The 23,209-nt window shown below is 37.9% G+C and carries 15 protein-coding genes; 12 read left to right on the forward strand and 3 right to left on the reverse strand.

Features of this window, described 5'->3' with window-relative positions; translation table 11 throughout:
* Positions 1 to 129: 129 nt before the first annotated feature.
* The 7 genes from clpB (at position 130) to CFPU101_RS18310 (ending at position 11,168) form a co-directional block, all read left to right on the forward strand.
* Positions 130 to 2,739, forward strand: coding sequence for an ATP-dependent chaperone ClpB (gene clpB, locus CFPU101_RS18280; protein WP_206816771.1), 2,610 nt, complete (start codon positions 130 to 132; stop codon positions 2,737 to 2,739).
* A gap of 510 nt (positions 2,740 to 3,249) precedes the next feature.
* A complete protein-coding gene (gene galE / locus CFPU101_RS18285; RefSeq protein WP_206816772.1) occupies positions 3,250 to 4,254 on the forward strand; it encodes a UDP-glucose 4-epimerase GalE in 1,005 nt (334 codons plus the stop codon).
* Positions 4,251 to 5,450 carry a glycosyltransferase gene (locus CFPU101_RS18290; protein ID WP_242578074.1) on the forward strand — a complete coding sequence of 400 codons (1,200 nt, stop codon included), beginning with the start codon at positions 4,251 to 4,253 and terminating at the stop codon, positions 5,448 to 5,450. The genes galE and CFPU101_RS18290 overlap by 4 nt, the downstream gene beginning before the upstream one ends.
* A gap of 76 nt (positions 5,451 to 5,526) precedes the next feature.
* Positions 5,527 to 8,220, forward strand: a complete 2,694-nt coding sequence (locus CFPU101_RS18295; protein WP_206816774.1) for a glycosyltransferase — start codon at positions 5,527 to 5,529, stop codon at positions 8,218 to 8,220.
* 31 nt (positions 8,221 to 8,251) lie between these two features.
* Entirely contained in the window at positions 8,252 to 9,061 is an 810-nt protein-coding gene (locus CFPU101_RS18300) for an ABC transporter permease (RefSeq protein WP_206816775.1), read from the forward strand.
* Between the two features lie 100 nt (positions 9,062 to 9,161).
* Positions 9,162 to 10,409, forward strand: coding sequence for an ABC transporter ATP-binding protein (locus CFPU101_RS18305; protein ID WP_206816776.1), 1,248 nt, complete (start codon positions 9,162 to 9,164; stop codon positions 10,407 to 10,409).
* Between the two features lie 105 nt (positions 10,410 to 10,514).
* Complete coding sequence (locus tag CFPU101_RS18310; RefSeq protein ID WP_206816777.1) at positions 10,515 to 11,168, forward strand: class I SAM-dependent methyltransferase; 654 nt, start codon at positions 10,515 to 10,517, stop codon at positions 11,166 to 11,168.
* A gap of 65 nt (positions 11,169 to 11,233) precedes the next feature.
* On the opposite strand, the gene CFPU101_RS18315 is transcribed toward CFPU101_RS18310, so the two are convergent.
* The gene (locus CFPU101_RS18315; RefSeq protein ID WP_206816778.1) at positions 11,234 to 13,111 is read right to left on the reverse strand and encodes a right-handed parallel beta-helix repeat-containing protein; all 1,878 of its coding nucleotides are present in this window, start codon (positions 13,109 to 13,111) and stop codon (positions 11,234 to 11,236) included.
* A 620-nt stretch (positions 13,112 to 13,731) separates the two neighbouring features.
* On the opposite strand from CFPU101_RS18315, the gene CFPU101_RS18320 reads away from it, so the two are divergent.
* The 4 genes from CFPU101_RS18320 (at position 13,732) to CFPU101_RS18335 (ending at position 19,523) form a co-directional block, all read left to right on the forward strand.
* Positions 13,732 to 14,901 carry a glycosyltransferase family 87 protein gene (locus tag CFPU101_RS18320; RefSeq protein ID WP_206816779.1) on the forward strand — a complete coding sequence of 390 codons (1,170 nt, stop codon included), beginning with the start codon at positions 13,732 to 13,734 and terminating at the stop codon, positions 14,899 to 14,901.
* Positions 14,902 to 15,061: 160 nt separating this feature from the next.
* Positions 15,062 to 17,095, forward strand: a complete 2,034-nt coding sequence (locus CFPU101_RS18325) for a response regulator (protein ID WP_206816780.1) — start codon at positions 15,062 to 15,064, stop codon at positions 17,093 to 17,095.
* A 156-nt stretch (positions 17,096 to 17,251) separates the two neighbouring features.
* A complete protein-coding gene (locus tag CFPU101_RS18330) occupies positions 17,252 to 18,886 on the forward strand; it encodes an alpha-D-glucose phosphate-specific phosphoglucomutase (protein WP_206816781.1) in 1,635 nt (544 codons plus the stop codon).
* Between the two features lie 166 nt (positions 18,887 to 19,052).
* The gene (locus tag CFPU101_RS18335) at positions 19,053 to 19,523 is read left to right on the forward strand and encodes a DUF4079 domain-containing protein (RefSeq protein WP_206816782.1); all 471 of its coding nucleotides are present in this window, start codon (positions 19,053 to 19,055) and stop codon (positions 19,521 to 19,523) included.
* Positions 19,524 to 19,556: 33 nt separating this feature from the next.
* Here CFPU101_RS18335 and dusB read toward each other — a convergent pair whose 3' ends face one another.
* Both dusB and CFPU101_RS18345 read right to left on the reverse strand, forming a co-directional pair.
* Positions 19,557 to 20,564, reverse strand: a complete 1,008-nt coding sequence (dusB, locus tag CFPU101_RS18340; protein ID WP_206816816.1) for a tRNA dihydrouridine synthase DusB — start codon at positions 20,562 to 20,564, stop codon at positions 19,557 to 19,559.
* A 78-nt stretch (positions 20,565 to 20,642) separates the two neighbouring features.
* Positions 20,643 to 21,020, reverse strand: coding sequence for a tetratricopeptide repeat protein (locus tag CFPU101_RS18345; RefSeq protein WP_206816783.1), 378 nt, complete (start codon positions 21,018 to 21,020; stop codon positions 20,643 to 20,645).
* Between the two features lie 154 nt (positions 21,021 to 21,174).
* Here CFPU101_RS18345 and CFPU101_RS18350 point away from each other — a divergent pair, with 154 nt between their 5' ends.
* Complete coding sequence (locus CFPU101_RS18350) at positions 21,175 to 23,169, forward strand: hypothetical protein (RefSeq protein WP_206816784.1); 1,995 nt, start codon at positions 21,175 to 21,177, stop codon at positions 23,167 to 23,169.
* Positions 23,170 to 23,209 lie beyond the last annotated feature (40 nt).

Raw genomic sequence — 23,209 nt, forward strand, 5'->3', positions numbered from 1 at the left:
ACAATTCGCAACTTGGTATCAGATAACGGAAAACCTACCTAAGTCTTTCGGGTTATCCCTCTCATCACATAGGATCTAACCTGATTACAATAACTATTAGAGATATTATCAAAAAAACGACTATAGAAAATGCAACCCACGAATCCACAACAGTTTACAGAAAAAGCCTGGGAAGCGGTAGTCAGAACTCCAGACATCGCTAAACAGAACAATCATCAACAAATTGAAAGTGAAGATTTGATGAAGTCTCTTTTAGATCAAGAGGGACTTGCAATCAGTATATTTAATAAAGCGAATATCAGTATTCAGCGTTTACGGGATAAAACTGATGATTTTATCCGTCGTCAACCCAAGGTGTCTAACCCTGGTGACTCTATTTATTTAGGTCGTAGTTTAGATACTTTACTTGATCGTGCTGAACAATATCGCAAAGAATTTCAAGATGACTTTATCTCTGTCGAACACCTCCTCTTAGGGTATGCTAAAGACGATCGCTTCGGTAAATCGCTTTTTGCAGAATTTGGACTGACAGAAGACAAGCTCAAAGATATCATTAAACAGGTAAGGGGTAATCAAAAAGTGGTAGACCAAAACCCAGAAGGAAAATACGAAGCACTCGAAAAATACGGACGAGATCTTACTCAAGCTGCTAGAGAAGGTAAACTAGATCCTGTGATTGGACGTGATGACGAGATCCGTCGCACAATACAAATTCTTTCACGTCGCACCAAAAATAACCCAGTCCTGATCGGTGAACCGGGTGTTGGTAAAACCGCTATTGTTGAAGGACTCGCACAACGCATCATTAACCGAGATGTGCCAGAATCACTACAGGATCGCACACTCATTGCTTTAGACTTGGGTGGTTTAATTGCAGGTGCCAAATATCGAGGTGAATTTGAAGAACGTCTCAAAGCGGTCTTAAAAGAAGTAACCGACTCCCAAGGTAGTATCATCATGTTTATTGATGAAATTCATACCGTAGTGGGTGCAGGTGCTACTCAAGGTGCGATGGATGCAAGTAACCTCCTCAAACCGATGTTAGCAAGAGGTGAACTACGTTGTATCGGTGCAACTACTCTCGATGAATATCGCAAGTATATCGAAAAAGATGCAGCATTAGAGCGTCGTTTCCAAGAAGTATTTGTTGATGAACCGAATGTTGTTGATACGATCTCGATTTTACGGGGTCTAAAAGAACGCTATGAGGTACATCACGGAGTTAAAATTGCGGATAGTGCCTTAGTTGCAGCAGCAGTGTTATCGAACCGTTATATTAGCGATCGCTTTTTACCCGATAAAGCAATTGACCTTGTAGACGAATCTGCGGCTAAACTGAAGATGGAGATCACATCTAAACCCGAAGAACTCGATGAAGTTGATCGCAAAATCCTACAACTAGAGATGGAACGATTATCTTTACAGAGAGAATACGATCCTGCTTCTCGTGAACGGTTAGAAAAGTTAGAAAAAGAACTCGCTGATCTAAAAGAAGAACAATCTCAGTTTAACGCTCAATGGCAATCGGAAAAAGAAGTCATCGATCAAATTCGTACCGTCAAAAAAGAGATCGATCAAGTTAACTTAGAGATCCAACAAGCCGAAAGAGATTATGATCTCAATAAGATGGCTGAATTGCGCTATGGTACATTGACTAACCTACAGCGAGAACTCAAAGACCTTGAAACCCAACTTTCTGAAAAACAAACGACGGGTAAAACCCTATTACGGGAAGAAGTAGTAGAATCAGATATTGGTGAAATCATCTCCAAATGGACGGGAATACCCATCAGTAAACTCATCGCATCCGAAAAAGAAAAACTACTGCACCTTGAAGATGAATTACATCAACGGGTGATCGGACAAGAAGAAGCTGTAACCGCAGTAGCAGAAGCGATCCAACGTTCTCGCGCTGGTTTAGCAGATCCCAAACGTCCTACCGCTAGTTTTATCTTTTTAGGCCCCACTGGTGTTGGTAAAACGGAACTCGCAAAAGCATTAGCAGAAAGCTTGTTTGATACCGAAGAAGCGATCGTACGGATCGATATGTCGGAATATATGGAGAAACACAGTGTATCACGTTTGATGGGTGCGCCTCCAGGATATGTCGGATATGAAGAAGGAGGACAACTGACCGAAGCAATTCGACGCAGACCTTATTCTGTTATTCTCTTTGATGAGATTGAAAAAGCACATCCAGATGTCTTTAACGTGATGCTACAGATCCTTGATGATGGACGTTTAACTGATTCTCAAGGTCATGTTGTAGACTTCAAAAATACGATCATTATCATGACCAGTAATGTCGGATCTCAGTATATTCTCGATGTTGCTGGTGATGACGAAGAAATGCGATCGCGTGTCATGGATGCAATGCGGAATAGCTTCCGTCCCGAATTTCTTAACCGTATTGATGAGATTATCATCTTCCACAGTTTACAAAAATCTCAACTTAGAGAAATTGTTAGACTACAAGTCAAACGCTTAGAAGAACGTTTAGAGGAACAAAAAATCACCCTCAAAGTCTCAGACGCGGCTCTAGATTTCTTAGTCGAAGTCGGCTACGATCCAGTTTATGGGGGAAGACCACTTAAACGTGCTGTACAACGGTATTTAGAAACAGCGATCGCTAAAATGCTCCTCAAAGGAGATTTTAGACAAGGTGACACCGTTTTTGCTGATATCGAAGACGAACGCTTAACCTTTAAACGTTTATCTTCTGAAGTAGTCACTGCTTAAACAATAGGTGGAGTGAAAAACTCACTTAGCAACAGAAAAATTGTTCATAGGGTTTGGTCTTCAAACCCTTTTTGATTTTTTCTTTCTAAAGATAGATTTTTGATTTATTCAAATTTGTTAATACTTAAAAATTTGGCTTTAAATCTAAACTAGCTGCTGCTATTAGTACGAATATCGAGCAAACAAGTGTTATTAATTTTTTTTAGCCATAAAACCCCAAAAAACAGAAATTTTAGAGATTAAAAGAATTTATTCATCAAAAAATCGTTCAGTTGTCAAGTTTAGAAAAGTATGTAGAATAAAATGAACCAAAGTGTATAGCAGGCCGAAAAGAAATGTTGAAATAATTACCCACAAATTAAACTATTTATTCAGTAAAATAAAACACAATAATCTTTTAGCGAAATTATTTAAATGATTGGTTGCGAATCTTTATAATTGTGATATTATTTCAGAAATTATTTTTTTCTTAACCTGACTTGCTCAATAAGAATTAAGGACTCACTAGCGATGATTCTGGTTACTGGAGGAGCAGGCTATATTGGATCGCACGTCGTTCAAGAGCTTTTAAAATCAGGCTATGAAGTTCTGATTTTAGACAATTTAGTGTGCGGACATCGAGATATTGTTGAAACAGTTTTAAAAGTCCCCTTAATTGTTGGAGATATTCAAGATCGCGCTTTACTCAGAGAAATTTTTACGACTTATCCGATTACAGCAGTCATGCATTTCGCTGCTTATGCTTATGTCGGTGAATCAATTCAAAATCCTGCCAAATACTATCGAAATAATGTTAATGGAACTCTGACATTATTAGAGTCAATGGTCGAAGCATCCGTGAATTATTTTGTTTTCTCGTCAACCTGCGCGACCTATGGAATTCCTCAAACAATTCCTGTAACGGAAAAGGAGTTACAGCGTCCAATCAATCCCTATGGTGCCAGTAAATTGATGGCAGAACAAATTTTAAGGGATTTTAACCGAGTTTATGGCTTAAAGTCAGTTTGTTTTCGTTTTTTTAATGCGGCTGGAGCGTCTGTAGATGGTCAACTCGGAGAAGATCATCAACCTGAACCGCATCTTTTACCTTTAGTTTTATTAGCAGCATTAGGACAGAAAGATTCTGTGTCTATTTTTGGTACAGACTACCCGACACCCGACGGTACTTGTATTCGAGATTACATTCATGTTTTAGATCTAGCACAAGCTCACCTTCTAGGATTGCAATACTCACTCAATGGGGGAGAAAATGAAACGTTTAATCTCGGTAACGGGAATGGTTTTTCGATCCGACAAGTCATCGAAATGGCTCAGGAGGTAACAGAAACAACAATCAAAGTACTCGAAAAAGAGCGTCGTCTTGGTGACCCTCCGATTTTAGTCAGTAGTAGCGAGAAAGCCAGAAAAATCTTAGGCTGGCAGCCTCAATATAGCGACCTTAAGATGATGCTGAGTCATGCCTGGCAATGGCATCAACGAAGGCATCAGCCGTTTACAGCAGGATCGACCCCATGAACAATCCTCAACTAGCGTGCGCTAGGCTTCGCCGCACTTCGTGTTCGCGTGCCTACGATATCGCATTTCCTTTAGTCTCTGTGATTATTCCCGCTTACAATGCTGAGGTTTTTATTGAAAAAACTTTAAAATCAGTCCTATCTCAAACTTACAAAAATATAGAAGTAATCGTCATTGATGATGGCTCAGAGGATCAAACAGTTGATCTAGTCCGAAAAATCATGCAGCAAGATCAGCGTGTGATCTTGCTTCAACAGGTTAATTCGGGAGTTGCGGCGGCTCGGAATTTAGGCATTGAAAAAGCCAAAGGTGAATTTATCGCTCCCATTGATGCTGATGATCTTTGGTATGCAGAAAATCTAGAAAAGCAAATGCAATCTCTCTTGAATTCCGATAGTTCTGTAGGACTTACTTATGCTTGGTCACTAGATATTGATGAAAATGATTTTCCTTCGGGAGAATTTCGGTCATCTACCCTTGAGGGAAATGTTTATACGATCCTTTTATTGCATTATTTTCTAGCCAATGCTAGTTCAACTGTGATCCGCCGTAGTGTTCTTGAAAAAGTTGGCTATTATAATGAAAATTTGAGAATTCAAAACGCACAAGGATGCGAAGACTGGGAACTTTATCTACGGATTGCTGAACGTTACAAATTTCGAGTCGTTCCTGAATTTTTGATCGGTTATCGAAAGGTATCTAACAGTATGTCTAGCGATGGCGAAACGATGGCAAAATCTCTAATAGAGATTTGGAAGTCGGTCTTTTGTAAATATCCCAAGATACCTAAAACTATCTATCGACTTTCTCTGAGTAGTTTTTATATGTATTTAGCGCGTCAAAACTACTATCAAAAAAGCTCTGAAAAAACACTTGTTTGGCTTTATCGGGCTTTAAAAGTAGATTGTGTTACACCTTTCTTAAGATTGGGCTTGTATAAGATGTTGATAAAAAGTTGCTATTTCATTAGCATTAAAAAACTATCTCAAGTCAAAAACTTAGAGCAATTTTTTTTCAAGACATCAAAGCCGAGAAGACGTACTAAGGATAAATCATCTAAATCTATTGCCAAGATCGGGTTTAAGAGTTGGTTAGAAAAAATTTTACATCAAATAGTTTTACTGCTATTTAGCTCACCTAATCATTGGAAAGAATCGGAAAAATCAGATTTATATCTAAAACTCCTAGAAAAATGATGCTAAAGACAATCCATTTGAATAAAGTTCATGTTTTGACACTTACTTCGTTTTTTATTAACCCTAATTAACTAATATGCTCTATCCAATCAAAGTTACAGACATTGAATTAAGCCATCCCCTTAAGGATATTGAGGAATTAGAGGGCTACATGAGACTTCAGGGACTCGTCAGATTACATGGAGTTCCGATTGGCTACATTCAAGTGCCAATTACTAATGGTTACTGTAGGGCGGAAAAGATTGCTAAAGCGATTTTAGACCACCATAATTGGAAGATTATTCAAACCTTACTCCAAAATGGACTAGCCGCTTCTTCTAAAACTGATCGCTTACGTTTAGAAAATTTATACGATCTCCCTCCGACCAACTATGGTGGAGAATTACCATTAGTAACTGTAGCCGTTTGTACCAGAGATCGAGCATCAGATTTAGCCCTTTGCCTAGACGCTATCATAAAACTCGATTATCCGAAATTAGATATTTTAGTCATCGATAACGCACCAACGAGTACAGCGACTAAAGAATTAGTCAGTCAATACCCTCAAGTCCGCTACTCTTGTGAACCAAGACCTGGTTTAGATTGGGCGAGAAACCGAGCAATTATTGAAGCAAAAGGTGAAATTATTGCCTACACTGATGATGATGTCGTCGTAGATCCAGGGTGGGTCAAAGCCTTAGCTCAAGTCTTTGCGGAAAATCCAGAAGTGATGGCAGTGACTGGGTTAGTTGTGCCTTACGAACTAGAAACGGAAGCACAGGTTTTATTTGAAATGCAAGGAGGCTTTGGTAAGGGATTTGATCGCAAGTGGTATCGAGCAAACCTTCACAAAAAACTGTCTTGGTGGGATTTAGCGACGGGGAATTATGGAACAGGGGCAAATATGGCTTACCGTCGTAACGTTTTTGCTCAAGTTGGTTATTTTGATCCAGCTTTAGATGTAGGGACTGTTACGAATGGTGCTGGGGATTTAGAAATGTTTTTCCGTGTTATTAAAGAAGGACATACTCTAGTTTATGAACCTAATGCGATCGTTCGCCATCGCCATCGAAGGGAATACGAGAAATTAAAGAAACAACTTCGGGGTAACGGAGGGGTTATCGCTTATTTTGTCCGTAGTACCAAGTTTTATCCTGAAGAAACCTTTTCTTTCTTTTACCTGGGACTGATCTGGCTCGTAACCTATCATCTTCGTCGCTTGCTTCTTTCTTTGATTTATCCCACTCTTTATCCTCGAGATTTAATCCTCGCCGAGCTTTCGGGTTGTCTGGAGGGCTTGGGAACCTATCAAAAGTCTAGTAAAAACGCGACCCAAATTGCTCTAGAACACGGGGATCTGCCGACGATACAGGACTATTTAGAAAAGCCTGTTGCATCAGGATCGACTGAGATCGAGATCCCTTCTTCTTACTTATCAATTCCGATGGCTGTCCGTAGAGTTGAGTTGACGGAACCGATACGGCCAATCACTGATCTACAAGATTACGCTCATGTTCGGATCTTTCCCACTTGGCAACATTCTTCCTTAGGAAGTTTCGATGTCGAAAATTTATATCAGCCTATTTCTAAATCTCGCTTATGTGAATTAATCGCTAGCCACATGGGAGTTAGATTGCTTGAAACTGACTTGGAAGATTTTAATGTAGACATTTCTTGGGCAAGAGCCACTACTTGGATAGAACAACACTACAAACCCACTCAACTTGAGAATTTATCAACAGACACTAGATTACCTGATCATATTTCGGTTTCTATTGTGGTCGCTACTTATGATCGACCTGATGACTTATCGAAATGCTTAAGTTCTCTCATTTCTCAAGAAACATCCAGAAAGGTTGAAATTATCGTGGTTGATAATCATCCCGCTTCTGGTTTAACGCCACCTGCTCTTAAGCAGTTTTCTGATGTGATTTTAGTTAAAGAATCCCGACAGGGAGTCGCCTATGCTCGTAACGCAGGAATTGTTGAAAGTACAGGGAATATCGTTGTGACCATTGATGATGATGTAACAATGGCTCCTACTTGGTTGGAAAATCTGATCTCTCCTTTCGCTAGACCCGACGTGATGGCAGTTACAGGCAATGTTTTACCTAGAGAATTAAACACTGATTCACAACGCTTATTCGAGCAATACGGTAGTGGGGGTCTCAGTCGTGGCTTTAATCGTTGGGAGGCTAATTCATTTGTGTTCGAGCATTCTTGGTTTTATTCAGTCCCCACTTGGGAATTAGGTGGAACGGCGAATGCAGCTTTTCGAGCAAAGATATTTAACAATCCTGAAATTGGTTTAGAAGATGAAGCCCTCGGCCCAGGTATGCCTTCAGGAGTTGGAGAAGATATTTACGCGTTTTATAAGATTTTAAAAGCGGGCTACACGATCATCTATCAACCCTCAGCAGTGGTTTGGCACAAGCATCGTACTACCATGAAAGCTTTGCGCCGTCAACTTTTCAACTATAGTAAAGGCATCATCTCCTATCATCTCACGACCTTTCTGCACGATGGAGATTGGCGAGGATTAATCGCTGCTGTATTTGGTTTACCGATGTGGCAATTGAAGCGGATTAAGGAACGTTTTCAACGTCGCTGTCCCCATCCGATCCCGATGATCCTGCTTGAATTTTGGGGAAATTTATCAGGCCCCTGGTCATTATGGATCTCTCGCCAACGAGTTAAACGACAAGGAAAAAGTACTCCTTATGTTGCTGTCGCTCAACGTTTTTCAGATAAAAGTGACGAGGTAAAAATTCTCTCTTTGAAGGGAAAGTAAGTTATCAAAGTAGATATTGATGTTAAAAATTATGTCTTTATTATCAAAGACTTCTCATAAAACTCCTAAACCCTTCAGATGGCAATTGACTTACCTGTATGATTTGCTGCGAGAATTAGTCCTGCGGGATATGAAACTGTTGTATAAGCGTTCTATTCTAGGAATCGGTTGGACTTTAATCAATCCTCTTTTACAACTAGCCGTATTCGCCTTTGTGTTTCAGGCGATCGTCCCAGTTAATATTCCTGATTATGCCTCCTATGTTTTTTCGGGCTTGTTGGTCTGGAACTGGTTTCAAAATTCTTTATTTCAAGCAACAGGTGTCATTGTTAATAGCCGTTCTTTAATTCGTCAGCCGAGATTTCCAGTAGCTATTTTACCAATTGTTATTGTGACAACAGGATTAATTCACTTTGTTCTGGCTTTACCTGTACTGATTCTTTTTCTACTGATTGATGGCATCAAATTACAGCCCGTAATTTTTTTCCTTCCTATCCTACAACTATTACAATTTATCCTGACCGTTAGTTTTTCCTACTTTCTCGCAGCACTTAATGTTACCTTTCGAGATACCCAACATACTCTAGGCGTTTTAGTACAATTATTTTTCTATCTCACTCCTATTTTTTATGACCTAAATAGTATTCCTAAAGAATATTGGTATATATATGGTCTTAATCCGATGGTACATATTGTAACTGCTTATCGAGCTATTTTGCTTTGGGGAATACAACCCGATTGGTTAGCACTTTTTATTATTGCTATGATCACTGCCTTAGTTTTACCATTTGGCTATTATATATTTAAGCAACAAAGTCATCGTTTTGTTGAGGAACTTTGAGATTGATTTTAAAATCATCCTAATTGAATAGAGTTTTGCTATTAAAAAATATTGAAGTTGAGGAATTATTGATTATTCAAATTTTTGATTTAATAAATATATGAAAAATGCTATTAGCGTTGAGCATTTAGGAAAACTTTATCACCGTTACCACACCCACAAGCCAGCTACTATTATGGAAGCAGTTTTATCTGGCTTTCGAGGACTTAGTGCGAGAGAAAAGTTTTGGGCATTGCGAGGGATAAATTTTACGGTAGCCCCTGGTCAAATGCTCGGCATTATTGGGCAAAATGGAGCAGGAAAATCAACTTTATTACAATTACTTGGGGGCGTGGGAATCCCCAATGAAGGCAAGGTTAAAGTGACTGGTCGAATTGGTGCGTTACTGGATTTAGGAGCAGGTTTTTCTCCAGATTTAACTGGGCGAGAAAATGTCTTTGTTAGTGGAGTGGTTGCGGGGTTAACTCGTCGGGAAGTAGCGAGGCGATTAGAGCAAATTGTGGCTTTTGCTGAGTTAGAGGATTTTATTAATAATCCTGTCCGTACTTATAGTACAGGAATGGGAATGCGATTAGCCTTTTCTACCGCCATTCATACCGACCCAGATGTACTACTTGTAGATGAGTTTCTTTCAGTAGGAGATCTAGCTTTTCAAAAAAAATGTTTAGAGCGTATTAAAGAGTTAAAAGCTCAGGGTTGTGCGATTGTTTTAGTTTCTCATAGTGTTGACCAAGTTCGAGAATTGTGCGATCGCGCTCTCTGGCTACGTCAGGGGCGAGTCGTAGCCTATGGAGAGGCGGAAGTAGTCGCTGGACAATACGTTAGTGAAATGCGTTCTGAGACCCAAAAGCGTACTCCTCCTCGTCCCCCGCAAATGACAATAGACGGAATTGAACTACGCTTGAATGAAAATCGCTTTGGTTCTTTAGAAGTTGAAATTGTTGATGTTCAATTGTTACCAACCAGTCATATTAATAGTGGCGATGGCTTAATCGTTGAAATTGAATATTCCCTGATCCAACCAATTGACGCTCTCATTTTTAATGTTTCAATTACTCAGGAGGATGGTCAAGTCTGCTTGGACATTAATACCTATGATAAGGAGCTAATGACTTCTATTATTCAAGCTCAAGGTAAGATTAGGGTTTCTTTGGAACGATTGGATTTATCGGGAGGAAAATATTTTGTAAACGTCGGTGTTTACGAGAGGAATTGGGCTTATGCCTACGATTTTCACTGGCACGTCTATACTCTATCAGTGGAATCTAAAGTTACACAGGCTGGTATTCTCAGCCCTCCCTGTAGATGGGAGATCAAAAATCCTACGAGTTCAACTTTAAATCGTTAACTTCTTAACTATATTGGAGTTTAAATGCTGAAAGTATTAATAAAAAAATGGTTCTCTTTTCTTGGTCATTCTACAAACAACCTATCGAATAGCACAGTAAAAGTAATGGAAAATATTGACCCATCAACATTAATGAGAGCAAGGGAAGCCTGGTTAGGTGTGATGAAACCCTACACCGACTCATTTGGCTGTATTAAACTTTCTCATCCCGCACCGATGCTAACAGATAAGCAAGTTGAAAACTGCTCTTTATTAGCGAATAGAGAAGCGATCCTGCATAAAATGAAAAAAGGAGGCGTTATTGCCGAGGTTGGTGTACAGACGGGTCAATTTTCCCGTTCTATTCTTGATATATGCTATCCCGCTAAACTTCATCTTATCGATCTCGATCTAAGTAGCCATTCGATTCAAGAAAAGTTTCAGAAGGAAATAAACTCAGGGATTGTTGAACTTCATCAGGGAGATTCTTCATCATGGCTTAATACATTTGCCGATCACTATTTTGATTTTATTTACATTGATGGTGATCATATTTATGAAGGAGTCAAGAAAGATGTACAAGCGGCAAGCTCAAAAGTAAAAGAAGATGGATTTTTAATTTTTAATGATTATACATATTGGTCTCCCTGTGAATGTATGGAATATGGAGTGATTCAGGCAGTCAACGAGTTATGTATAGAAGATAATTGGCAAATGGTTTATTTTGCGTTGGGGTATTATATGTATTGTGATGTAGCTATTAAACGGCAACAGATTTAAAATGAAACTCTCCTGTAATAGTATTAACTTAACAAGAGAGTTTTAAACTATATTTCCTGCTTTTATTAAAATTCATTAGCACCAATATCGTAGCCTAATCCTTGAGGTAAGCTATTTCCATAAAAATCTTGGTTTCCTGAATTAATGCCAAATTGGCTTAAATCTAGTCCGCGATCAATCATCGATGAGTTAGATCCTAAGCGATAGGCACTCAGATTAGTGAGTAGATCTGTATTGTTGATACTCAGCCCTGCTCCTGGACTACTCAAAAGAGGATCGACACTACTCCCAGTAAACTGTCCGTTGAGCCGTTCCTGTGCCGTCGCCGTACGCCAAGAATCGAGGCTGTTATAGTTCGTGCTTCCCCATTGAAGCCTAAAAGGAGTTCCACTCGAAAAATAATTATTTCCTTGAAAAACTAGACCAGTAGATTGAGTTGCTGCTGTACTACTAATATCAATTAATCTGGCGTTGTTTTTAGTCTGGAAAATATTATTATAGAAACGAACATTATTTACGGGATTGTAGATCAGAACCGCATCGGGGTAGGTTGTCGAGCTACTTTGGACATAAACAGTGTTATTGTAAATGTCGGCATTGTTAATCGGGCCAAAAAGATGAATTCCCCCCCAACCTGATTTTCTTCCGTCATTCTGGCTGATATTGTAGCGAACGACATTGTTTGTTTGGGTAGGAGCATTGCCCTGCTGACAGACCAACAATCCTGCTCCATCATTTTCATGAGAGTAGTTATATTGCATGATGGAATGAGAAACATTTTGATCTAAACCAAAGCCATTACCGTCTCCTGAGCTTCCCGTACGATTTCGATAAGCTTCGTTATATTGAATCACAACCCCTGTCGAATCGTAAGTCCAGATTGCCGACGGCCCGACCAAATTGGTATTGAGTCTCCCGTTATCATATGCGATCGATCTCTCGATGACTCCCCCATTAACACCGCCAAGAGTAATACCGTTACCCGTCGCGTAATTAACATTTGAGATTCCTAAATTACTGTAGGCTCGTGTGTAAGACACCTTGACATTTTCATGAACATTGGGAACTTGAGCATAAGTTAATAACCCACCTATGCCGTTATTAAAGGTTTTGACACTCATTACATCGACATTACGAAAACCGCTTTGCTGATTCCAACTACCGATCGCAATCCCCCAACCTCTAAATCCACTAACATTAACATTGTTAATCTTAATCGTATCTAGTTTGACGTTACCTGCTAAATCGTTGTAGAAATTAATGCCATCTCCTATGTTTGTTGACGTTCCTGAACCGACAATATTTAAATCTGATAACTGATAACCTGCACTATTGTAGATAAATACTCCAGTTTTTGTTCCTGCATTGATGGTAGCTGGTTTTCCTCCATAAGAGCCAATGGTAATCGGATTATTAACACTCCCTTGATCGTTGGCATCAAAATATAATTGACCCGTAAACGTCGAACCTCCTCGAAACAAGATTTTATCACCTGGAGCAAAGGTCATACTGTTTACTTTAGATAGTGATTGCCATGCACTTGTGGGAGATGTACCCGAATTTCTATCGTCTCCCGATGGACTAATATAATAGGTTGTGGGTTGGGTAAGAGCGATACTACTTGCGATCGCTAAAGGTAAAATAAACATTCTTGAATCGGTTGACGTGCCTGCATTACTAATTTTATAGGTTAGCTTTTCTGGCTCAAGATTAGTCGCTTTGCTCAAAGGAGAAACTTTAAATATTGATAAATCGTTTACAGAGTCATTGAATATTTTTATATTTTCTTTAGATGATTTAAAAACTTGTTCTATAGCAATATGTTTAATTAAAGTTTCCGTATTTTGTGCAATATTGATAGCAGAAGCTAATTGAATAGATTTGATTTCAATATTTTCTATATTAATAATTGTTTTTTCTGCATTTGCTAAATTAGACAACATTTTTATCCTTTATATTTTCGAGCTAAATTAGGAAGCGGCTTTGTTATTTGCTAGAAGAAATATTTCATGTCTAATCAAAACCTATTCAAAATTAGCCGTTGTCACACAAACTAGCTACAGTATGATTTCTGAGAAAAATATTATTTCAAACAAAAAATTAGTAAAATTACGGAAAACAGCAAAAATTTTTTATTAAAAATAGAACTATTTTTAATAACTTATTGCTCAAATATTAAAAAAAATCAGGAAAAAGTAAAATCAATCTTTCATCAAAAAACATAAATGCTAAATAGTATTAATCTGATAAATATATAAACAAATTTGTATTGTATGAATTTTATAAACACTCGATTTATGATTTGGGTCATTAATACGAGTATGGCTCTGGGAAGTTCGGCGATAACATCAAATAGTCAGAAGCCTTAGTTTAGCTTCCTGAACTCATTAAATATAAGAATAAATGAGCGTTGATCTATTCAAATTAATTTAAGGTATAATAATCTGATCAAAAAATAATTAGCTAAAGCGAGTTGAACCTAAAATACTATATCAGTTAAAAGAATTTGACTAATTGATACGAGAAAGCCGAAAGTATCCATTTTCTGAAAAATCTATAAAAGATGAATAAAATCAAAATAAAAAAACTCAAATTAAATCCTAGAAGAATACTTTATATTATTACATTTATTTTACTTGTACTAAGTCTAGCCTATTTATCTAAAGGCTTTTATAACTTAGTGTTAAATGAAAAAAGTGCTAAAGATTTATTTCAGCGATGGCAGGAGCAACAGTATATCTATCAAGGGGCTTATCCTTATGATGTTGGAAAGACAATTAAAGTTGATCCAAAAATTGGAATGATTCGCTCTGGTGGTTATCCACCCTGGGCATTTTTTACAGGATTTTTATTTGTTCCACCTATTTCTTGGAATCTGACTCGCCTCTATTTTGGTTTACTTAATATCATTTCGTTAGTCGTTTTAGCTTTATTTGCTTTTCATCTAGGGAAACCTTACAGTTGCTCAAAAGCCTGGTTTTCAATGGCTGCGAGTTTAGCAATTAGTAGTCATACAACAAGTCTTAATAATGGTCAATATGGGATTATTATTAATGCTTTTTTAATCTTAATGTATTGGTCGCTCTACAAGAACTGGAACCTTTTGGCGGGTTTGGCTTTTGGAGTTGCTATGATTAAACCTAATATTTCAGCTTTATACATTTTTGTCTTGCTCATTCGTCGTCGAATTAAAGCACTGATCTCTTTTTCAATTTATTTGACATTTGCCACATTAGTCATTTGTTATTTGACAAAACTTAGTCCGTTTTATTTGATGGAAGGAATGTTTAGGTATTCATCCTATTTTGCTAAACAAGGCTATTCATTAATTAATGTCTTGATGAATTTTGGACTCGACTCAGAAGTGGCTACTTTTGTTGCTCCTCTACTAGGATTAATCGTGATTACAATTATTAGTTATTTATGTCGTAATTATTCTCTATTAACTCTTTTCGCAATTGCTTCTTTTGTCGGTCGCGTCTGGACTTATCACCGCGTTTATGATAATGTCATGCTCATTTTTTTGGTATTTGCCTTATTAAATCTAACTTTTCAAAATCCGAAAAAGTTAAATATTATTGTTCTCAGTTTATTGTTAATTACTTTGTGGCTTCCTGCTCGAATAACAACACTACCCTATGTCGAAATTTCTCAGATGGCAATTTGGGTAATTTCTTTAGTTTATCTACTGATACAAGAATATTTTCGATTGAGAGCGCAAATAAGAATTTAAGATTACTTAGCGTATATTAATAAATTATTTCAAAAAAAATATGGTTTGTATTTATTAGTAATTGATCAAAATCCTATTTCGTAACTTTTTTCTATCTGATCTTGCTGTTATGAACAAACAAAATATAATAGTAATATATGACGAAAAATCTTAAAAAAGTGTGAAGATTTTGCTGCTCGAACAAGATAAAAACTTTGCTGCTGCGGTTCAAAATGCACTGCTCATTCAAGGTTGTTTGATTGATATTGCGACAGATTGGGGCATTTGCTGGCAGTTAGTCGAATTATTTGAATATGACTTGATATTGTTAGACCTAATAAGTCTGGATACTAATGCCATTAAATTTTATCAACGTAGACGACTCATAGGAGACAAAACCCCGATTCTGCTGATCGGAATAGAAAAATCTGGCACTTATAAAGAGTCAGCAAAACAAGTGGGGGCAACGGATTATATAAAGAAACCTGTAGGAATTGAAACATTACTTACTAGAATCCAAAAGTTAGTCCGTGAAAACCCTTATGCTCATCCATCAATTATTCAATGGCAAAAAATTCAGCTTAATTTTCTCGATTGTCAGGCAAGTTATAACAATCAACCTCTTTATTTAAACCAAACAGAACTTGCTCTATTAGCTTTGTTTGTCAAAAATCACGATCGCATTTTTAGCCTTAATCATATTTTAAAAAATCTGTGGGGCTTTGAAGAAAATCTGACCGAGCATGACATTGAGCTAAATATTCTACAACTGAGGCAAAAACTACAAGATTCTGGCGCATCAGCAGAGATCATTGACAAAATACACAGTTTAGGTTATTGTCTCACAAGCGAAGCCCAAGAAACATTCCCAGATGATTTGTCCTTAATTAAATCACAAACATCTGTACCAAACTCATTTAATCCTTTGGTTTCAGTTCGCCAATCCCCCCATTTAGAGAACCCTGCACCTCGTTTATTGATTATCGATCATGATCTAAGTCTAATCCAATCACTGACAACTGAGGCTCATTCATGGGGAATTGATGCAGAATCAGTCCAAAATGTCACTCAAGCTAGACAGATCATCGCTCTACATCCTCCTGATATTGTTTTATTAGATCTTCCCTTAAAAGAAACATCAGAAGACGAACTACATTTATTATCCGAACTATCTCACGCCAATCCACCCATCCCCGTACTTGTCTCCACCAAAAAAGAAGGTTTTTCCGAACGCCTTAAAGTTGCCAAAATGGGAGGGCAAGGCTTTTTACATAAACCCATTTCTCCAGATTTAGTTATGGAGGCTGTGACTCATCAACTACAACAAAAAGCTCCACCCGTCGGAACATTGATGATTGTTGGGACAGACTCAGTGATGCTGGAATTATTAGAGACTTTACTTTCTCCTTGGGGATTTCATCTGATTTTCTTAAGAAATCCTCAACAGTTTTGGAACACCCTAGAACAATCCAATCCAGATTTATTAATTCTAGATTTTGATTTACCGAAAGTTAGTGGTCTTGAACTTTGTCAAATTGTTCGTCAAGATCCCCGATGGAATGATTTACCCATTTTGATGTTATCTGCCGAACGAAAAGCCGAAACAGTCCAAAAAGTGTTTGAAGTGGGTGCCGATGATTTTATCCATAAACCCATTGTTGGGCCAGAACTAATAGCACGGATTCTAAATCGTCTAGAACGCCATCAAATGCACCTTCAACGGTCAAATACAGATGGTTTAACGAAAATTGCTAATCGTCGCAAAGCAGTACAAGAAATTGAACGTTTATTACGCATTGCTCATCGTCAGGACAAACCCTTATGTTTTGCACTACTAGACTTAGATCATTTTAAATCGATTAATGATCGCTATGGTCATCAAATCGGCGATCAAGTTCTCAAAAAACTCGGTGAACTCCTCAAACAACACTTTAGAAGTGAAGATATTATCTGTCGTTGGGGGGGTGAAGAATTTGCCCTTGGTCTTTTTGGCATTGAGAAAAAACTGGCAACCGAAAGACTAAAGCACTTTTTAGCCATCTGGGAACAACAAATCTTTAGAAGCTTTGAACAAGAACCTTTTCACATGACGTTTAGCGCGGGAATTGCTCAATATCCAAACGATGGTAATGATTTACAGAGTTTATATCAATCGGCTGATTCGGCATTGTATCTGGCTAAAGAACGAGGTCGTAATCAGGTGTTAAGTAGCTAAATTATCGAGTTAATGTTTTATTGAATACTCTTTATCCTATCAGTCCAACTCAGAATTAAGATACATTGGACACATTAAACCCTATTTTTACTTGAAAAGACCGATACCGCAAAAGAGGTATTCTATTTTTACGTCAAACTTGATCTAAGTAATCTTATGACCATCAAAACGATTCCAACCACTCCTTTTAGTGACCAAAAACCTGGTACATCAGGGCTTCGCAAATCGGTTCCAGTCTTTCAGCAACCCCATTATCTAGAAAACTTTGTACAGTCGATCTTTGATACCCTAGAAGGTCTCGAAGGTCAAACCCTCGTTTTAGGTGGAGATGGTCGATATTACAACTGTGAAGCGATTCAAATTATCCTTAAAATGGCGGCTGCTAATGGAGTCGGTAAAGTTCTAGTCGGTTGTAATGGAATTTTATCAACACCTGCGGCATCTTGTGTCATTCGCGGCAATCAAGCTTATGGGGGTATTATTCTATCTGCTAGTCATAACCCTGGTGGGCCGAATGCAGATTTTGGGATTAAATATAATGTAACCAATGGTGGCCCTGCGCCCGAAAAAGTCACCGATGCAATTTATGATCGCACTCTGGTCATTGATCACTATAATATCTTAGATGCGGCTGATATCAATCTAGCTCGACCAGGATCATTTAAACTGGGAACAATGGATGTAGAGGTCATTGATTCGGTGAAGCCCTACGTCGAACTGATGGAGTCACTTTTTGATTTTGATCTAATTAAAAAATTACTCACTTCTGGCAAATTTAGTATGTGCATGGACTCTTTACACGCTGTAACGGGGCCTTATGCTCATGCTTTGTTTGAAGAAAAATTAGGCGCACCATCTGGTACAGTCCAAAATGGTACTCCTCTAGAGGATTTTGGCGGGGGGCATCCAGATCCTAATTTAGTCTATGCTCATGATTTAGTTGAAATTCTGTTTGGAGAAAACGCGCCAGACTTTGGGGCAGCATCTGATGGCGATGGCGATCGTAATATGATTTTAGGTCGTCATTTCTTTGTTACTCCCAGTGATAGTATTGCTGTACTCACTGCAAATGCTCATTTAGTTCCAGCCTATAAAAAGAGTATCTCAGGCGTTGCTCGTTCCATGCCCACTAGCGCGGCTGTCGATAAAGTTGCCGAAAAATTAGGGATTAATTGTTATGAAACGCCGACAGGTTGGAAATTCTTCGGTAACTTACTCGATGCTGATTTAGCGACTCTTTGCGGTGAGGAAAGTTTTGGTACGGGTTCTAATCACATTCGAGAAAAAGACGGATTATGGGCGGTTCTTTTTTGGCTAAATATTATAGCAGCAAAAGATGAATCTGTAGAGAATATTGTACGGAGTCATTGGCAGGAATATGGACGTAATTACTATTCTCGTCACGACTATGAAGAAGTAGATGCGGTTCGGGCGAATGAAATGATGGCTCGTTTGCGATCGCTATTAAGTGAAATGCAAGGAAAGCAGTATGGTGAATATATCGTAGACTATGCCGATGATTTTAGTTACACCGATCCCGTAGATGGTAGCGTCAGCAGTAAACAGGGTATTCGCATTGGTTTTACTGATGGTTCTCGTATTATCTATCGTCTATCGGGTACTGGAACTAAAGGTGCAACTTTACGCATCTATCTCGAAAGCTATGAACCCGACGCAAGTAAACATGATTTAGAAACTCAAAAAGCGTTAGAACCTTTGATCAAACTTGCTGAAGAAATTGGCCAAATTCGCCAGTTTACCGAACGTGATGTACCTACAGTGATTACATAATCTTACTAGGCTGACCCTCTAACCTCACCAAATGTCCTTTCCACCGCCCCCTTTCCTAAGAAGAGAGGGGTTTGGGGTGAGGTCAAAAATAAACTCTTAACCCGAACTCACGTTGTGTTAAGTTAAATTTTATAAAGATTTTGTTCCATTGTGGAGAACATACAGAATGAATGATACGACTTTGAACACGATCAAGGTTTGGTCACAATTTATCCATCCGATCCTCATGTGGATCTTATTTGGTTTAATGGCTTATGCAATGTATTTAGGGATGCAGTCTAAAAAAACCCGTACCACCGACGATAAAGAACTCAGAAAAGAACTCATTAAAAAAGATTTTCGCAACCGACACTATAAACTTAGCTCTATTTTACTGGCAATGATGGTCGTGGGAACATTAATTGCGATGGCTGCCACCTATGTTAATAGCGGTAAACTGTTTGTCAATCCTCATTTACTCATTGGGTTAGGGATGACAGGTTTATTCTCTATTGCTGCTGCTTTAGCCCCCTTTATGCAGAAAAACGAAGCCGCCCGTATCAGTCATATTAGTATTAACATGGTTCTTTTATTGTTATTTGGTTGGCAAGCCGTGACAGGTATGAATATTGTACAGAATGTAATTAATCGAATGTAATAACGTAGGGGTTTGGTTGCCAAACCCTCTTTTTTAATCTTTAGATTTTGTTATCTTTTCAATGGTTTGATCTAATAATCTATATCCATCATCCACCGTAACAATAGCAAACAGTTGATCTCTTAATTCTGCTGCACCCGAAAAACCTGTACAGTACCAAGATAAATGTTTACGTGCTTGATAGATACCGCGTTGTCCCTTATATTCCCATAAACCCGTTAGATGTTCCTTCGCACATTCTAAACGAGCAATTGCATCTTGTCCCTGTAATCTTTTTCCCGTGTGCAAAAAATATTCAATTTCTCCCACTAAAAAAGGATAACCTAACGTCCCTCTAGAACACATTACCCCATCGGCTCCCGTTTCTGTCAAACACTGAATGGCTGACTCTACCGAAAAAATATCCCCATTCGCAATGACTGGAATATCAAGAACCTCTTTTACCTTTTTAATCCATTCCCATCTCGCAGAACCATTATAACCCTGTGCGCGAGTTCGTCCATGAATCGTAATCATCGACGCACCTGCATCTTCCATCCGTTTCGCAAAATCTAAAATCGTAATCTCTGCATCATCCCAACCAATACGAGTTTTTACCGTGACTGGAACATCTACTGCTTTAACTGCTTCTTTAACTAACTGTTCAGCAATTTCAGGCTGACGTAACAGTGAAGATCCGCCACCTTTTTTCGTAATCTTATTTACTGGGCAACCCATATTAATATCAACAGTTTTCGTTCCTTCGGTTACTGCTTTTTGGGCGGCTTCTGCGATAAAATCAGGACGACAATCAAACAGTTGAATACTGATAGGTTGTTCGTTGGGATCGATTTCCATGATTTTTGAGCTATCTTTTAGATGATGTATTTCCGTCGCGCTTACCATTTCGGTATACATCATCGAATGGGGTGCATAACGTCTGACTAAACGGCGAAAAACGAGATCAGTCACACCCGATAAAGGAGATTGAAAAACTCGACTTTTTAATTCAACTGAGCCGATTTTTAAAGGTATTGCAAACTTATTTTTAAAATTATCCATCATCTATAGGGGTTTGGTCTCCAAACCTTCTTATATTCTTACACTCCAAACCCTTTTAAATCTTAAATTAGTATTTCATTAAACAGGAATTAGCTTTTTTTTCAGCCAGATTTCCTCTTTACGATGAACATAAATCGGATCTGGATGAATCTCGATCGCTTTGTGAAACGATTCTAACGCATTGCCATAAGCTCCTAATTCTTTGAGAGCAACACCACGATTAAACCATGCTTGATGATAATCGTGTTTTAGACCAATAGCGCGATCGTATGAGGCTAAAGCTTCGGCATATCGACCCAGATCACATAACACATTCCCTCGATTATTCCACAGTTTCGGGTAACAATTACAAACACTCAACGCACGATTAAAACATTCTAAGGCTGCTGGATAGTCTTGCGCTTCCCAAAAGTTACAAGCTTCTTGATTTAACTCTTCTGCTAATTCTGTATTCATTTCTCTTGCTGGCTAAATTTTGCCCAGTTCCTATTATATCGTTTGCATTTAAGATTAAAGGTGTTAAAAATGCCTATAGGCCGTGTTATTTTCAAAAACTGTTGAGGGAATATTAAGAATAAATATTCAGTATATTTAGCACGGTTTGAACGTCATGCGCTTATCACCCCTTGTACGGTTATTGATTGTAGGACGATTAGGTTTAATTCTTTCGACAGCTTTTGTTCTAGCCAGCGTTGCAAATTGGCTTAACTATCGAAGTTACTGGAATGGGACAATTAGACGAGTACAAACCGTAGATTTTAATCTTTTGTCTCATACCTTACCGACAAGATTATCATATCTTTTGCTGAATCAAGAAAGAGAAGAAATACAGCAAACCTTAAATAGTAATTATGGTTTCTTTGGCATAGTAATAACCGATTGTCCAGTGGCTGAATTGGACTGCCCTAACCAAGAAATTATTTATAAAACAGACTCTCGGCGTGATTGGGTGCAAAAATTAGAGAATCCTGAGACAGCACAGCAAATATTGAAAGAATCTCCTTTTAATATTCTTCGTGATCCCCCTCCGTTGTGGACAGAAGGAAGTTTTAACCGTCCACGAGAGGAAACTTTAGAATCTACAGGAAAAGTTAATCAAGGACAAATCATTGGACGAGTCTATTATATACGAGGCAGCGCACCTGAATTCTGGCAGGATTACACTAAATGGCTTCAAAAACTGCCAACAAGTTTTCTGAGTGATAGTGGTGCATCTAAATATTATGCCTTAACTATGAGTTTGTTGTTAATACAAGGATTGATAGCTTGGTGGTTTTTCGAGAGAATCTTACTCTTTAAGCGTGGACAACAAGCAAAACTTAAACAAGATAATCAGCGTTTATTAGAAGAAGCCAGCAAATTAGAACAAGAGTATCAAGGTAGATTAGTAACTTTTACTGATCTTTTACAACAAAAAGAGCAAAATCTCATAGAATTACGACTGTACAGACAGGAACAGGAACAGCAACGAACGGAATTACAGACAGAAATTGATGTTTTAGAAAACCAACTTCTTCAAAATGATCAAGACAGACAAGAACGAATAAGACAACTAGAAGAATTACGGCAGATATTATATCTAGAAAGGCAAGAGCAAACTTTAACTCAAGAGCAACTCCAACAACGTCAGCAGGAAATAGACCAACTTAGCGAACATTTGAAGGCAACAGAAAGAGAAAGAAAAGCAACTCAACGAGAATTAAAGGGACTTCAACAGGAATTAATTGTAACTAAACACAGCGAACAGCAGGCGCAAGATAGAACATCGATTTTAGAACAATCAATAGCCGAGTTTAGAGAGCAACTACAAACAGAACAAAAAAAATATCAGGATGCACTCCAAGAATCAAACATCTTACAAAACCAGCTAAATGAATCGGAAGGTTTACAGATATTGTTTGAGCAAGACAATCAAAAACTAACTGAAAACAATCGAAGATTAGCAGAGCAAAATAAGCGAATAGAGCAACTAAATCAAGATTTAGAATATTTGCAAGAATTTAAACAAGAAAATCAAAGTTTAATGATTCAAATTCGCGAGTTTCAAGAAAAGTGTAAACACCAAGAGAAAAAGATTGATAGACTTCAATGTCATCTTAATAATGTTAAACATCAACTAAGGAAGCAGAGTAATAATAATTTATTATTAGAGAAAAATCACAAAACCATTTATGCGTTATTGTTAGAAGTAGAGAAACAATACGAAGATATTCTTCAGATTTGGGATAGTGCTTGGAGTTCAGCAAAAGCTTTAGAATTTAAGCCATTTGAAAAAGTTTATATAGCATTTGAAGTTTTAGCTCAGACTGGACGGCGTTATTTCGATTGTCTATTCAATGGGGAGTCTATGGGAGCATATTTCTGGCAGAAGGCTTTTCAAGACAGAGGCTTATCTAATGTTTATCGGACTGGAGAATCAGAAGCAACTATGAATCAATACGGTAGAGAACGTATTTTTACTCATGGTGAAATAACTCAACATCTAACTCTAAAATTAGGCAATGATAGAACTTTACCTTGTCTCCAAATTTATTTTGAGATCAATCGTGATGAAGAAATAATTGAAATTGGCTACTGTGGTAGGCACTTGTCTAACCCTGATTAAAGCTGCTTTTGGAAAATAATAATTTTACTAATAAGCAAAT

Origin of the sequence: Chroococcus sp. FPU101 (genome assembly GCF_017312365.1) — a bacterium.
Taxonomy (GTDB): Bacteria; Cyanobacteriota; Cyanobacteriia; order Cyanobacteriales; family Microcystaceae; genus Chroococcus.

Excerpts from the sequence above, each read along its gene's own strand:
- CFPU101_RS18300 (WP_206816775.1), top strand. The coding sequence starts at position 8,252 with ATGTCTTTATTATCAAAGACTTCTCATAAAACTCCTAAACCCTTCAGA.
- CFPU101_RS18350 (WP_206816784.1), top strand. The coding sequence starts at position 21,175 with ATGCGCTTATCACCCCTTGTACGGTTATTGATTGTAGGACGATTAGGT.
- CFPU101_RS18335 (WP_206816782.1), top strand. The coding sequence starts at position 19,053 with ATGAATGATACGACTTTGAACACGATCAAGGTTTGGTCACAATTTATC.
- CFPU101_RS18295 (WP_206816774.1), top strand. The coding sequence starts at position 5,527 with ATGCTCTATCCAATCAAAGTTACAGACATTGAATTAAGCCATCCCCTT.
- dusB (WP_206816816.1), bottom strand. The coding sequence starts at position 20,564 with ATGGATAATTTTAAAAATAAGTTTGCAATACCTTTAAAAATCGGCTCA.
- CFPU101_RS18315 (WP_206816778.1), bottom strand. The coding sequence starts at position 13,111 with ATGTTGTCTAATTTAGCAAATGCAGAAAAAACAATTATTAATATAGAA.
- CFPU101_RS18310 (WP_206816777.1), top strand. The coding sequence starts at position 10,515 with ATGGAAAATATTGACCCATCAACATTAATGAGAGCAAGGGAAGCCTGG.
- CFPU101_RS18330 (WP_206816781.1), top strand. The coding sequence starts at position 17,252 with ATGACCATCAAAACGATTCCAACCACTCCTTTTAGTGACCAAAAACCT.
- CFPU101_RS18345 (WP_206816783.1), bottom strand. The coding sequence starts at position 21,020 with ATGAATACAGAATTAGCAGAAGAGTTAAATCAAGAAGCTTGTAACTTT.
- galE (WP_206816772.1), top strand. The coding sequence starts at position 3,250 with ATGATTCTGGTTACTGGAGGAGCAGGCTATATTGGATCGCACGTCGTT.
- clpB (WP_206816771.1), top strand. The coding sequence starts at position 130 with ATGCAACCCACGAATCCACAACAGTTTACAGAAAAAGCCTGGGAAGCG.
- CFPU101_RS18320 (WP_206816779.1), top strand. The coding sequence starts at position 13,732 with ATGAATAAAATCAAAATAAAAAAACTCAAATTAAATCCTAGAAGAATA.
- CFPU101_RS18290 (WP_242578074.1), top strand. The coding sequence starts at position 4,251 with ATGAACAATCCTCAACTAGCGTGCGCTAGGCTTCGCCGCACTTCGTGT.
- CFPU101_RS18305 (WP_206816776.1), top strand. The coding sequence starts at position 9,162 with ATGAAAAATGCTATTAGCGTTGAGCATTTAGGAAAACTTTATCACCGT.